This window comes from Streptomyces sp. NPDC096013 (assembly GCF_044763565.1).
GTDB lineage: Bacteria > Actinomycetota > Actinomycetes > Streptomycetales > Streptomycetaceae > Streptomyces.
Window position 1 is genome coordinate 31,594 of sequence record NZ_JBIWGK010000018.1, and the last position, 13,161, is coordinate 44,754.

Sequence of the window (13,161 nt, forward strand, 5' to 3'; positions counted from 1 at the left end):
TTTCTTACGCTTCTCTTTACGTTCTCTTACGTCGGGACGGGACCGTATCGTCGCAACGTGAGCGTAGGACGATTCGGCGTCGGAACGCAACCGTTTCGTCGTGACGGATGTGACGCGGCCGTTAGGTTTTGGACCGGGACGGGCCTGTTGCGTCGATACGGTCTGAGCGGGAGGAGTGTGGGGTGCGCGGAGGGTTGTCGGTACGGTGGCTTCATGGGGACGGGGCGGTGGCGTCCCCATGACGCCCAGGTTCTGCGGGCGGGAGGGGTCGGGTCCGTCGGGGCGAGGAGCCGGTCGCGTTGCGACGAACCCGTTCCGTCGCGACGCGCCCCGCGTCGGAACGCAACCGTTTCGTCGCAACGCCCCTATGCTTGAGCTATGACGACGAACGCCGACGAGCCCACGACACGTCAGCGCCGCCGCACCCCAGCCGGGGCGGCCGTACTCCGCGAGGATGTGACCGAAGCCATCCGGGCGGCGGTCTTCGAGGAGCTGGCGGCGGTCGGATATGCCCGGATGTCGATCGAGGGCATCGCGCGGCGCGCGGGGGTCGGCAAGACGGCGGTGTACCGCCGCTGGCGTTCGAAGCTGCACCTGGTGCTGGACGTCGTCTCGGCGATCGCGGTGATGGGGCTGCCGACGCCGGACACCGGTTCGCTGGAGGGTGACCTCCGGATGCTGTACGAGGTCACGTCACGCGCGCTGCGGCACCCCGTCGCGTCGCAGATCATCCCGGACCTCCAGGCCGAGGCCGCCCGCAACCCCGAGATCGCCGACGCCATGCAGAAGGCGCTGCGCGAGGGCCAGGAGGGCGTCGCCAGCAAGATCCTGGCGGCGGCGGAACGGCGTGGCGAGCTCCGCCCCGGCACGGACGAGGACCTGGCGCTGGACCTGATCTCCGGCCCCCTGTACTGGCGTGCCGTGGTGATCCGCAGCCCGAAACTCCCGAAGGGCTACCTGGGAGCGCTGGCCCGGGCGACGACGGAGGGGCTCAAGGCGCTGTAGGGCTCCGCCCGGCCTGTCGGCTCCCTCGCCCAGTCGGCGGGTCAGCCCTCCCCGCGGTCCAACCGCCGTGCCAGTTCCCCCAGTTCGGCGGCCCGCAGCACCCGCCCGCCGAACCCCGGCAGCGGCACCCGCACGGCCTCGCGCCAGCGCTCCGGGATCGCCGCACCCCCGTACACCGCTCCGGCGAGGCCGCCCGTGACCGCGGCGACGGTGTCCGTGTCGCCGCCGAGGTCGATCGCGGCGCGCAGGGCGTCCTCGTAGGAGGAGGTCGTCCGCAGGGACCAGACGGCGGAGGCGAGGCAGGGCCAGACGGCGCCGTTGAACTCGGTGGCCCGGTCGGGGTGCCAGTCGGGGGCGAGGACGACGGCGTAGCGCTCCCGGTGGTCGGGGTGGACGGAGCGGAGGGTCTCCTCGACGGCGTTCAGCGGGTCCCCGCCGTCCAGGGCGACGCGGATCAGCTCGTGGAAGACGGCGGTGCCTTCCCAGGCCGCGCGGTCTCCGTGGGTGAGTGCGGCGATACGGCGGCCGGCGTCCATCGTGGCCTCGCGTCCCGCGCGCGCGAAGTGCACGGCGGAGGGGGCCGCCCGCATCAACGCGCCGTTCCCCGCGCCCCGCTGGCTCGTCTGGAAGTGCAGGGCGGCGGCCAGGTCCCAGGGGTCGCCGCTGGTCAGCACCGCCTCGGTCCCCAGGCCGATGTCCTTCGGGTCGGCGGCGGCCCAGCGCCTGAACCGCTCGAACATGTCAAGGAGCCGGAGCCCGCCGCACTCCAGCAGGGACTCCGCGACGAGTACGGCCATCTGCGTGTCGTCGGTCGCCTCGCCCGGGTCCCAGCCGCCGCCCCCGCACATCTCACCGCCCTGACCGGGCACCGGGAAACGGGCGGAGAAGGCGCCTTCGGGGCCGAACTCGAAGGGTGCGCCGAGCGCGTCGCCGACGGCGGAGCCGAGGACGGCGCCCAGGGCGCGTTCCTCCCTGGAGGGGTTGTCCATCAGGATCGTGCGGCCTCCGGGTGCAGCCGCACCCATCCCTCCCACGCCGACGCGATCATGTCCTGGACGTCGTGCTTGGCCTTCCAGCCCAGTTCGGTGGTGATGCGGTCGGCGGAGGCGACGACGCGGGCCGGGTCGCCGGGGCGGCGCGGGTGGACGGTCGGGGGGCGGTCGTAACCGGTGACCGCGTTGATGCGGTCGATCATCTCGCGGACCGAAACGCCTTCCCCGCGGCCGATGTTGAGGGTCAGGGAGCGGCCCGGGGAGGCCTGGAGGGCGCGGGCGGCGGCGACATGGGCCTCGGCCAGGTCCACGACGTGGATGTAGTCGCGGACGCAGGTGCCGTCCGGGGTGGCGTAGTCGTCGCCGAAGACGCGCGGGGGCGCGTCCTCGGTGAGCTTCTCGAAGACCATGGGGACGAGGTTGAAGACGCCGGTGTCGGCGAGTTCGGGGGCGGCTGCCCCGGCCACGTTGAAGTAGCGCAGGGAGGCCGTGGACAGTCCGGTCGCCCTGCCGGTCGCGCGGACCAGCCACTCACCCGCGAGCTTCGTCTCGCCGTACGGCGACATCGGGGCGCAGGGCGTCTCCTCGGTGACCAGGTCGACGTCCGGCATGCCGTAGACGGCCGCCGAGGACGAGAACACGAACGACGGGACACCGGCCGTGGTGACCGCCTCCAGGAGGACGCGCAGGCCCTCGACGTTCTCCCGGTAGTAGTGCAACGGCCGGTCGACCGACTCGCCGACCTGCTTCTTCGCCGCCAGATGGACGACTCCGGTGACGTCCTGGTCGGCGAGGGTGCGGGCCACCCGTTCCGCGTCCAGGACCGAACCCACCACCAGGGGCACGCCGTCGGGCACGCGCTCGGCGATGCCGGTGGACAGGTCGTCGTAGACGACCGCCTGTTCGCCCGCCTCGGTCATCGCCCTCACGACATGCGCTCCGATGTAGCCGGCGCCGCCGGTGATCAGCCAGGTCATGTGCGGCCGTCCCCTCCGTCACTCGATCCGTGGTCAGTTCGCCACGCGCTGCGCCCCTCAGTCAATCAGGCGCCGGAGTGCGCCGAGGTCAACGGCTGGGACTCTCCGTAGGGGCCGGGCGACTGCACGCGCGTGTGCCGCGTCGCCGGGAGCGGCCTCGTCGACCGCCACAGGCGGACCAGGGAGAGGACGGCCGCGGCGGCCAGCAGGCCATTGCGTACGACCATGAGGCCGCAGCCCGTCCACGTGGAGTGGATGACGTCGGCGTACAGGACGGGGAACTCGACGGAGCTGACCGCGGTCGCCGCCACGATCAGCGCCGCCACCGGGCGCTGGGTGGTGTGCCGCGAGGTCAGGCAGACGGCGGCCAGGCCGAGCAGCCAGATCATGTACTGGGGGCTGATCACCCGGCTGGTCACCGTGAACAGCAGGACGGCGCTCAGCGCGGCGTCGTAGGGCGTCGCGTCGGTCCAGCGGCGGGCCCGGACCCGCCACAGCAGCAGCAGTCCGAAGGCGACCGCCGTGAGCGCGAGGGACGCGCCGGCGACGGAGGAGACGTACGGTCCCGTGAACTCCATCGCGCCGTACCGGTAGTGCACCTGCCCCGGCCAGCCGATGTGGGTCGCGAGGCCGAGGGCCGTGCCTCCGAGTGACTCGATCTGTACGCCCCGGCCGCCCTGTTGGCGCACGAAGGCGAAAGGATTGTTGAACAAGAGCGCGAGAGACATGAGCGACAAGGCTCCCGCCCCCACCGCCCACGTCGCCACCGACCGTGTCGCCCGCCCCCTCGGCATCCCCAGCAGCACCAGCGCGGGCCACACCTTCACCAGCGCGCCCAGTGCCGCGAACGCGCCGCACACGCGCGTGGAGCGCGACAACGTCAACAGGGAGATGACGGCGAACGCCGTGACCTGCACGTCGTAGCGGACGAGGGGCATGTGCAGGAGGAGGGGGAGGCAGGCGATCCAGTACGTGGCGCCGCGCAGGCTGTGACCTGGGCGGGTGCCCGCGTGGGCCAGGACCGCGGTGATCAGCGCGTCGGTCGCGAGGGTGAGGACGACGAACGCCTGGAAGTACGTCAGGTCCGGCAGCAGCGCGGGCGTCAGCAGGACGGGCCCGGCGCCCGGCGGGTACTGCCACAGCGGGTCGTGCGCCGGGAACGCGCCGTGGGACAGGACGCCGTACCAGTGGAGGTACAGGCGCCACACCTCCCGCGCGACCCCGCCGTGGCCGAGCAGGGGGAGGCCGTTGTACGCGAGGAGGAGGAGCATCCCCGCGCGGGTGGCGAGCCAGGCGAGGGTCAGGGCGAGGAGACGGTGTCTGCGGACGGCGTTCATCACGTCGGATCGTAAGCCGGGTGAATGCCGCAGGAATGCTAATACACCGTCAATCGTCGGTAAGAGCTTCCGAACGGTACAAAATCAGCCAGGTGGACAGCCAGGACGAGGACGAGAGCAAGCGGCGGTTCCGGTGGACGAGGACGGAGTCCGTGGCCGTGGCCGTGCCGGTGGCCGTCATGCTCGCCCTGGGGCTGTGGGGGCTCGACCGCGGCGGCATGTGGGGCGACGAGGGCGTCACGTTCATGGTCGGACGGCGCACGGTGCCGCAGATCTGGCGGCTGCTGCACGGCGTCGACGCGGTGCACGGCCTGTACTACCTCCTCATGCACGCCGTCCTCACCGTCCACCCCGGCGAGGTCGTCCTCCGCCTGCCCTCCCTGTGCGGCGCGGCGGCCACGGCCGGCCTCGTCGCGGCCCTCGGCACCCGCCTGGCCCGCCCCCGCGTCGGCCTCTGGGCCGGTCTCCTCTACGCGACCACCCCGCTGACCGGCCATTACGCGCAGGAGGGCCGCTCCTACGCCCTTGTCGCGGCCGGTGTCGCCGCGGCGACGCTGCTCCTGGTGCGGGCGTTGGAGGGACGGTCCTGGTGGCCGTACGGCGCGGTCCTCGCCGTGACCTTTCTGCTGCACGAGTTCGCGGTGCTGGTGCTCTGCGCGCACGCGGTGACGCTGGCGGCTGCGCGGGTGCGCGGGGCGGTGTGGCGCGGCTGGATCGCCGCGGTCGGAATCGCCGGGGGTGTCCTGATCCCGCTGGTGTGGGTCTCCGAACGGCAGTCGGCCCAGGTGGCATGGCTGAGGGTCCCGGACTGGGACACGACCGAACGCCTCGCCCGCGACTTCCTCGCCGTCACCCCGACCGGCATCGTCTTCTGGACCTCGATCGTCCTGATCCTCATCGGCCTGGGCGGCGGACGCCTTACGTCGGTCGCCCTGCCGCTGCTCCTCCTGCCACCGGTGATCCTGCTGTCCGTCTCCCAGTTCCGCCCGCTGTTCCACGAGCGGTATGTGCTGTACGCGCTGGCCGGGGCGCCGCTGCTGGTGGCGGCGGGGGCGGACCGGGTGGCGGTGGCGGTGCGCCGGCTCTGGCTGGAGGAGCGGGGCGTGCCGGGCGGCCGTCATACGGAGGACGAGCGGGCGGTGTCCGAAGTCGGCGGGCGGCGGGAGCCGGTCGGTGCGGTGAGTGGGCGTGGGGGAGGGACAGGGGCTGGGGCTGGGGGTGACCGTACGAGTGGGGTCGAAGCCGGAGGCGGGATCGCCGGTGCGACGGGAGCCGGACTCGGAGCCGACCGTGTGACGGCAGCCGCTGCCGCAGCCCCCGCCCGAGCCGGCAGCCGCCCACCCCTGGACAGCGTCCACGCGCACCTCAAGCCGCCAACTACCCGCCCCACCGGACCCGTTCACGGCTCCCTCCGCCGACCTCGCCGCCCCAACCGAACCCTCCGCCCCCATCTCCTCACCCTCGCCGGCGTCCTGGCCGTGTCCCTCCCCTTCCTCCACGGCCTCCCCGCCTACCGGAACGACCGTTCCGCGGATCGGCGGCCAGAGAATCTCGCCGCCGTCGCCGCGCTCGTAGGGCGTGAAGTGCGGCCGGGGGAGCCGGTGTTGTTCCTGCCGTCGTTCTGGCGGGTGACGGCGTCGGCGTATCCGGGGCCGTTCGCCGGGGCCAGGGATCTGGCGTTGGGGGAGTCGGGGGCGAGGTCGGGGACGCTGAGCGGGCGTGAGGTGGGGCCGGGGGAGTTGCGGGCGCGGCTCGCCGGGGTGGACCGGGTGTGGATCGTCGCGCAGTCGAATCTGCTGCCCTCGCGCTGGGTGCCGGGCGACCCGACCGACCGGGTCAAACTCGACGTCGTGGACGGGGAGTTCGCGCGCCGGCAGGAGTACGTGCACGGGCGCGTGAAGCTCGCCCTCTACATCCGCCGGATGCCTCCGCAGGACACCGGGGCTCACGGGGCCGCCCATGTCAGCCGCTACGCCTGCTCCACCGCCGCCGCGTCCAGCGCCCCGGTGAGCTGATCGAGCCGCTCCCGCAGCGCGCGGATCTCGTCGAGGTCGAAGCCGGTCGCCCCGAGGATGCGCCGAGGCACCTCGACCGCCCGCTCGCGCAGTGCGACGCCCTCGTCGGTGAGCCGCACCTCCACCGACCGCTCGTCACGGACGCTGCGCTCACGCCGTACCAGACCGGCCGTCTCCAGTCGCTTGATCAGCGGGGACAGCGTGCCGGAGTCGAGTCGCAGGTGTTCGCCGAGCTTCTTGACGGGCAGCTCGCCGTGCTCCCACAGCACCAGCATCACCAGGTACTGCGGGTACGTGAGCCCGAGGTCCTTGAGGATCACGCGGTAGACGCCGCCGAAGGCGCGTGACGCGGCGTTCAGGGAGAAGCAGATCTGCTGGTCGAGGCGGAGCCAGTCGGTGGTCGGCGTGGGAGTCATGACCCCAGGATAGCGCGAGTGGGCCATTTAGTTGTGCACAATTTAATTGTGTGCTTTACTTATGGCCGTGAGGCGGTCCGGACACCCGGGCCGGTCACCCCCGCAAGGACTTACGAGAGGGATGGTTTCCATGGACGCGATCTACACCGCCGTAGCCACCGCCACCCACGGCCGCGACGGCCGCGCGGTCAGCAACGACGGCAAGATCGACCTTCAGCTCGGCATTCCGACCGAGATGGGCGGCAACGGCCAGGGCACCAACCCTGAGCAGCTGTTCGCCGCCGGTTACGCCGCCTGTTTCGGCAGCGCGCTGGGCGTCGTGGGCCGCCAGGCCAAGGTGGACGTCACCGACGCCGCCGTGACCGCCGAGGTCGGCATCGGCAAGCAGGGCGAGGGCTTCGGCCTCAAGGTGACCCTGCGCATCGAGCTCCCCGACACCGTGGACGAGGCGACCGGCCGCAAGCTCGTCGAGACCGCTCACCAGGTCTGCCCCTACTCGAACGCCACCCGCGGCAACATCGAGGTCGACCTCGTCATCGAGTAGTCACGTCGAGCAGTTCCGTCGAGCAGTCACCACGACGCTTCCACGACCCCGGCGACGAGCGCGGCACACCTCGTCGCCGGGGTCGCGGTTCACCGTACGGAGCGAGCCTGCCCCCCAACCCCTTGCCCCGGCACGGGAGTCGACACGGGCGCGGGCGCGACGGCCGTCCCCCGCACCACACTCTCCAGCAGCAACGGCACGCCCACCACCGGCAGGAGCCACACCAGCACGATCAACCGCCCACCCCACACGCTGATGTCGGGATGCGCGGCCTGGGTGAGAATCCCCGTGAACGCGGCCCCGGTCAGGAACACCCCGAACGCCGGCCGCCGCGCGGCACCCCACGCCCCCGCGCCGAGCGCCGCCGCGAGCATCGGCTGCCACAGCTGCTGCCGCGTCCACTCCAGCCAGAAGTTCGCTTCCAGGTGCAGGAATTCGGGCCACAGCCGGGTCCGGTCGGGGCGTGCGTAGTGGTCGGTCAGCAGGTCCTGGAGGCTGTCGGTCTGCGTCGGATAGTGCAGCGCGCTCGCCAGAACGAGCGTGCCCAGAGCGGCAGTCGCCCCGAACCCGGCGACCGCCAGCAACGCCCGCCCCGGCGCCCGCCCGCGCCGCCACCGTCCTACGGCGACCAGCGTGCCCGCACCGGCCAGGCACAGCCCGAGGAACAGGGCCTGCGAGTGCTTGACCGTGAAGAGGAGCACCAACGAGCCGCCGACCAGGGCGAGTCCGGCACGCGTGCGCCGCCCCTTCAGGACCAGCGCGCACCCCCACACCGCCGCCAGCGTCAGGGCCGTCATCAGCCCCTCGGTCATCGGCCGCATCGAGGTCGTCCCGCACGGCAGGACGTAGTAGAGCGCCTGCCCGGTCAGCGCGAGCGGCACCGACACGGACAGCGTGCGCAGGATCAGGAAGACGAGGACGCCCCCCAGCACGGTGAGGACGACACTCGCCGACCACATCCCCCAGACCGGCCCGAGCAGCGTGACGAACAGGACCAGGAACACCGGGTATCCGGGCCGCACTTCGAAGATCCGCATGAAGCGTTCCGACGAGAACGGCGCGATGAACCCGCCCGTCTGCCCGGCCCGCAGCCGGGCGTCCACGCCCCGCCACTCCGCGTCCCGGCACTTCTTCGCGACCCGCGCGGCGGGGTCCTTGCCGTGGAAGGTCAGCGGGTTCACGCTCTGGTCGCGCCGCGCGATCGCCCCCCTGCTCGCGCAGGAGTAGTCGATGGCGACGGCCGCCGCCTCGCGCGTGCTCTCACCGCGCAGACTCAGCGCGTACGACAGGTAGTTCTTCGTGTCGGGAGTCGCCCGCCCGGTGACATTGGCGAGTTGGAGCACCGCGAACACGGCGGCCAGCACCAGCACCCACGTGCGCGCCCTCATGACGACACCACCTGGTCGCGCCCGCTGACCGGAGAGGGAACCCGCGCACCGGACCCGGCCTGGGGAAGCCAGTCGGTCTCCCCCAGAAGCAGCGTCCGTACGACCCTCTCGGCGGCCCTGCCGTCCTCGAACTCGCAGAACCGCGAACGGAATTCACCCCGCAGCCGCGCCGAGTCCCCGTCCCGCCACGCACCCGACGCGAACAGCCACGCCAACTCCCGGTAGGAGGTGGACACATGACCAGGTGGCGCGGCGGTGACGTCGAAGTAGGTGCCCCGGCTGGCCGCGTACGCCTCCCGGTCGTCCGCGTGCAGCACGATCGGCCGGTCCAGGTTGGCGTAGTCGAACATCAGGGCCGAGTAGTCGGTGACCAGCGCGTCGGACGCCAGCATGACGTCCTCCACGGAGGGTTCGTCGGTCGCGTCCACCAGGACCCCGCGCCGGTGCAGGTCCGCGAGCCCCATCCCGCGCGCGGGCCCGGTCGCGAGGGACGGGTGCAGCCGTACGACGAGGGTGTGCTCGGGGCCGAGGTCCTCGGCGAACCGGGCCAGGTCGAGGCGGTCGACGTGGCCGCCCCGGACGTACTCGCGGCGGGTCGGCGCGTACAGCACGACGGTGTGGCCGGCGGGGATGCCGAGCCGCTCCCGGACCGCCGCCCCCGCTTCCGGAGTCGCGCCGACGAGGACGTCGTTGCGCGGACTCCCGGTCCGCGCCGAAGCGAAGTGGCACGGATACGCCCGCTCCCACACCAGCTCGGAGTACCGGTTGGCGACGAGGCTGTGGTCCCAGCGGTCGGCGCGGCGCAGCATCTGCGGTACGTCGATGCCGTGGCGGGCGCCGGGCTTGTCGAGGAGGTCGGCCGCCATGTACTTGAGCGGGGTGCCCTGGTGGGTGTGGATGTGGACGCTGCCGGGGCGCTTGGTGACGGTGCCGGGCCAGTTGACGTTGTTCACGAAGTACGTCGCGCGCGAGGTGAGTTGGCGGTACCGCGGGGTGTCGAGGAGGACGTGCTCGACGTCCGGCGGCAGCAGCGCGGCCTGTTCGGCGTCGCGTACGACCCACACGCCCCGGAGCCGCGGGGCGATCTCCCGTGCCTTCCAGTAGACGGCGGCCGGGTCGCCCAGTACCCCGCTGTGCGAGAACGCCGAGTACAGCACGAGGCCGGGGTCGAGCGACCGGCGTGCGTGCAGCGCGGCCCAGCCGCCCTTGACCCGCCCGGCCACCGCCTTGCGGGCCTGCGCCGCCCGGCGTTCCAGCTGCCGCCCGGCCCGGCCCGCCTGCCGCCGCACCTGGTACAGCGCGTAACTGCCCTCCAGGACACGGACTTCGGCGTCCACCTTGACGCCCGCCGGCTTGTGCTTGGCGAACAGCTCGGCCGTACGGCGGAAGAACTCGGCCCTGTCGGACGGGGGCAGCCGGTCCGGCTTGGCGAGGATGTCGAGACAGTGCTCGCCCATCTTGCGGTGCAGATACGGCAGCCAACTCGCCAGCTCCGGCCGGGAGTCGACGAACGCGAAGACCCGCTCGTACTGGTCGTGGATGTCGAAGTGCTTGCGGCTGGTGGTGGACAGGATGTTGCCCTGGCGCCGCTGCCGGTAGTTCAGGCAGATCCGGTCGAGGGTGGCGATCCGCTCGGCGCTGAGCATCACCGGGAACGTCCAGGGCGTGTCCTCGTAGTAGCCCGGCGGGAACTCGAAGGCGTGCTTGTGGACGAACTCCCGGCGGTACACCTTGTTCCACACGACCATCAACAGGTCGAGGATCTCCGGGTGTTCGGCGACCGTGAAGGTGCCGTCGACCTCCGCGAGGAGATGCGCGAGGACGTTGCGCCGGGTGCCGCCCCACCAGTAGGTGCGGGCGTAGTCGAAGACCAGGACGTCCGGGTCGCCGCTCTCGTCGAGCCGGTCGGCCATCGCGCGCAGCGCGCCCGGGGTGAGGGTGTCGTCGCTGTCGAGGAAGAAGAGGAAGTCGCCGGTGGCCAGGGGCAGTCCGGCGTTGCGGGCGCGGCCGAGGCCGACGTTCTCCGGGAGGTGCAGCACCTGTACGCGCGGGTCGCGGGCCGCGTACTCGTCGAGGATCGCGCCGCACCCGTCCGGCGAGCAGTCGTTCACGGCGATCACCTCGATGTCCCGGTAGGACTGCTCCAGAACCGAGTCGAGGCACTCGCGCAGAAAGCCCTGCACCTTGAAGACGGGGACGATGACGCTGAAGCGGGGCACTTCGGGTTCAGCTCCTTACGAGGGTGGCGGCGGGGGCCGGGACGCGCTCCGCGAGCGGGATCACGGGCGGCAGGGTCTCCGGCGGCTCGCTGAGGAACACCCGGCGGACGACCCGCTCGGCGGCCAGCCCGTCGTCGAAGTCGCAGAACCGGGACCGGAATGCGGCCCTGAGCGCCGTGGACTCGGCCCCCGCGTACGAGCCGTCGCGGAACACCTGCGCCAGCTCCTCGGGCGTCCGGGTGACCGGGCCCGGCGGTGCCTCCATGAGGTCGAAGTAGACGCCCCGCGTCTCCCGGTAGACCTCCCAGTCGTCGGCGTACACGACGATCGGCCGGTCGAGGTTGGCGTAGTCGAACATGATCGACGAGTAGTCGGTGATCAGCGCGTCGGCGGCCAGGCAGACGTCCTCGGAGGAGCGGTGCCCGGTCACGTCGATGATCCGGCCGCTGCTCTCGGCGCGGCCCTGGTCGTAGAAGTAGTGGGCGCGCAGCAGCACGACCACGTCCTCGCCGGCCGCCGCGCAGAACGCCTCCAGGTCGAGGCCGGTGTCGAAGCCGGTCCGGTAGTCGCGGTGGGTGGGCGCGTACAGGACGGCCGTCTTGCCTTCCGGTACCCCCAACTCGCGCCGGACTCGGGCCACTTCGTCGGCGGTCGCCGTGTAGTACACGTCGTTGCGCGGATAGCCGTACTCCAGCGTCTCGTACGAGCCGGGGAAGGCGCGCTCCCACATCTGGGTGGAGTGCCGGTTGGAGGAGATGTTGTAGTCCCAACGGTCCACCCGGGCCAGCAACTTGGCGAAGCTGCCGGTCGCGGCGGCCACCACCGGGTACGTCGACTGGTCGACGCCCATCTTCTTCAGCGGGGTCCCGTGCTGCGTCTGGACGTGCACACTGCCGGGCCGCTTGACGACGCCCTCGGCGAAGTTGGCGTTGTTCACCAGGTAGGTGGCGCGTGCCAGCACCTCCCAGTACTTGCGGCTCCCGATGACGGCGTGCTCGACACCCTTCGGTACGGCGTCCACCGCGTCCGGCTCCACCAGGAACACCGAGCGGATGTGCGGGGCGAGTTGACGCGCCTTGGCCTCGATCGCGGCCGGGCTGCACGCGTAGCCCCGGCCCCAGTAGGCGCAGTAGACGGCCAGGTCGGGGTCCAGCGGGCGGCGCAGATCGCGGGCGTAGCGCAGCCGGGTACGCAGCATCCGGGGGCGCGGGACCTTCCCCCAGGCTCTCGACTTCGCCCGGCTCGGGGGGACCCCCATGGCCGCCCCCACCACCGACCGGTTGGCACCGCGCAGGGCCTTGAACGCCGTGTACGCCCCCGACGCCAGCAGCCGGTGCTGCACCCCCAGACTCCCGCCCGGCGCACGGAAGCCGGCGGGCCGGTGCGCGCGGTACAGCCGTCCCGCCCGACGGAAGAACGCCCGGTGCCCGGAGGGGAGCCGCTCGGGCCGGGACGCGGTCTTCAGCACCACGGCGAAGAGCTGCTCGAACAGCGCGTGCGACCGCTCCGGAGCCAGACCCTGCGCCGCCGTGAGGACCAACTCCACCTGGTCCAGGAGCTGGTGGTGATGGTCTCCCGGAAGGTTGAGCCGGCTGCCCTGCCTGCGCAGCAGGTGCCGTACGACGACCGAGCGCAGGACCGCGACCCGCTCGGCGGCGACGGTGACCCGGCCGCCCCAGCCCAGGTCCGTGAACCGGCCCTCGGGGAAGGTGAGCCGGTGCTCGGCGAGGAAGGCGCGGCGGTAGGCGGCGCTCCATGCCGGGAGCTGGATGCCCGTCAACTGCGGTGTCTGGGCGGGGGAGAAGGCGCCCGCCGGGGTCTTCGCGAGCAGTGGGGCGGCCGGGTTGGTGGGCTCGCCCTCCCACCACGGGGTGCGCTCGTGCTCGAAGTACAGGACGTCGACGTCACCGGTCTCCGTGAGCCGGGCGTCCAGCGCGGCCAGTGATCCCGGGGCGAGGGTGTCGTCGCCGTCCAGGAACAGGACGTAGGTGCCGGTCGCCGCGCGGAGACCGGTGGTGCGGGCCCCGCTGAGCCCGGCGGAGGGCGGGGAGTCGACCGGCGCCACCCGGGAGTCCTGCCCGGCGTGATCGGCGGCGACGTCGGCGGCCGGGGAGCCTGGGCCGTCGCAGACCGGGATCAGCTCGAAGTCGCCGTAGGACTGCGCGAGGACCGAGTCCAGGGCCAGGGACAGCCGGCCGGCGACCCCGTGGGACGGGACGATGATGCTGAAGCGGGGCATTCTGTTCTTTCTCCAGTGGTACGGAGGGG

The 13,161-nt window shown here is 72.2% G+C and carries 10 protein-coding genes; 3 read left to right on the forward strand and 7 right to left on the reverse strand.

Annotation, left to right across the window (positions count from 1 at the left end; translation table 11 throughout):
* Positions 1-378 precede the first annotated feature (378 nt).
* Positions 379-1,005 (forward strand): TetR/AcrR family transcriptional regulator, encoded by a 627-nt coding sequence (locus ACIRB1_RS39290; protein ID WP_352185345.1) that lies wholly within the window; start codon positions 379-381, stop codon positions 1,003-1,005.
* 41 nt (positions 1,006-1,046) lie between these two features.
* On the opposite strand, the gene ACIRB1_RS39295 is transcribed toward ACIRB1_RS39290, so the two are convergent.
* The 3 genes from ACIRB1_RS39295 to ACIRB1_RS39305 form a co-directional block, all read right to left on the reverse strand.
* Entirely contained in the window at positions 1,047-1,994 is a 948-nt protein-coding gene (locus tag ACIRB1_RS39295) for an ADP-ribosylglycohydrolase family protein (protein ID WP_403468893.1), read from the reverse strand.
* A complete protein-coding gene (galE, locus tag ACIRB1_RS39300; RefSeq protein WP_403468894.1) occupies positions 1,994-2,974 on the reverse strand; it encodes a UDP-glucose 4-epimerase GalE in 981 nt (326 codons plus the stop codon). The genes ACIRB1_RS39295 and galE overlap by 1 nt, the downstream gene beginning before the upstream one ends.
* A 65-nt stretch (positions 2,975-3,039) precedes the next feature.
* The gene (locus ACIRB1_RS39305) at positions 3,040-4,311 is read right to left on the reverse strand and encodes a glycosyltransferase family 87 protein (RefSeq protein WP_352185348.1); all 1,272 of its coding nucleotides are present in this window, start codon (positions 4,309-4,311) and stop codon (positions 3,040-3,042) included.
* A gap of 179 nt (positions 4,312-4,490) precedes the next feature.
* Here ACIRB1_RS39305 and ACIRB1_RS39310 point away from each other — a divergent pair, with 179 nt between their 5' ends.
* Positions 4,491-6,326: a glycosyltransferase family 39 protein gene (locus ACIRB1_RS39310; protein WP_403468964.1), complete on the forward strand. Its 1,836-nt coding sequence runs from the start codon at positions 4,491-4,493 to the stop codon at positions 6,324-6,326.
* Here ACIRB1_RS39310 and ACIRB1_RS39315 read toward each other — a convergent pair.
* A complete protein-coding gene (locus tag ACIRB1_RS39315) occupies positions 6,281-6,742 on the reverse strand; it encodes a MarR family winged helix-turn-helix transcriptional regulator (protein ID WP_403468895.1) in 462 nt (153 codons plus the stop codon). The two genes, ACIRB1_RS39310 and ACIRB1_RS39315, sit on opposite strands and share 46 nt — an antisense overlap.
* Positions 6,743-6,872: 130 nt before the next feature.
* Here ACIRB1_RS39315 and ACIRB1_RS39320 point away from each other — a divergent pair, with 130 nt between their 5' ends.
* The gene (locus tag ACIRB1_RS39320) at positions 6,873-7,286 is read left to right on the forward strand and encodes an organic hydroperoxide resistance protein (protein ID WP_352185351.1); all 414 of its coding nucleotides are present in this window, start codon (positions 6,873-6,875) and stop codon (positions 7,284-7,286) included.
* 89 nt (positions 7,287-7,375) lie between these two features.
* Here ACIRB1_RS39320 and ACIRB1_RS39325 read toward each other — a convergent pair whose 3' ends face one another.
* From ACIRB1_RS39325 to ACIRB1_RS39335, 3 genes are read right to left on the reverse strand one after another with little or no spacing between them, the layout of a single operon-like run.
* Positions 7,376-8,674: a hypothetical protein gene (locus ACIRB1_RS39325; RefSeq protein ID WP_403468896.1), complete on the reverse strand. Its 1,299-nt coding sequence runs from the start codon at positions 8,672-8,674 to the stop codon at positions 7,376-7,378.
* On the reverse strand, positions 8,671-10,893 hold the full coding sequence (locus ACIRB1_RS39330) for a CDP-glycerol glycerophosphotransferase family protein (RefSeq protein ID WP_403468897.1): 2,223 nt from the start codon (positions 10,891-10,893) through the stop codon (positions 8,671-8,673). The genes ACIRB1_RS39325 and ACIRB1_RS39330 overlap by 4 nt, the downstream gene beginning before the upstream one ends.
* A gap of 7 nt (positions 10,894-10,900) precedes the next feature.
* A complete protein-coding gene (locus ACIRB1_RS39335) occupies positions 10,901-13,132 on the reverse strand; it encodes a CDP-glycerol glycerophosphotransferase family protein (protein WP_403468898.1) in 2,232 nt (743 codons plus the stop codon).
* Positions 13,133-13,161 lie beyond the last annotated feature (29 nt).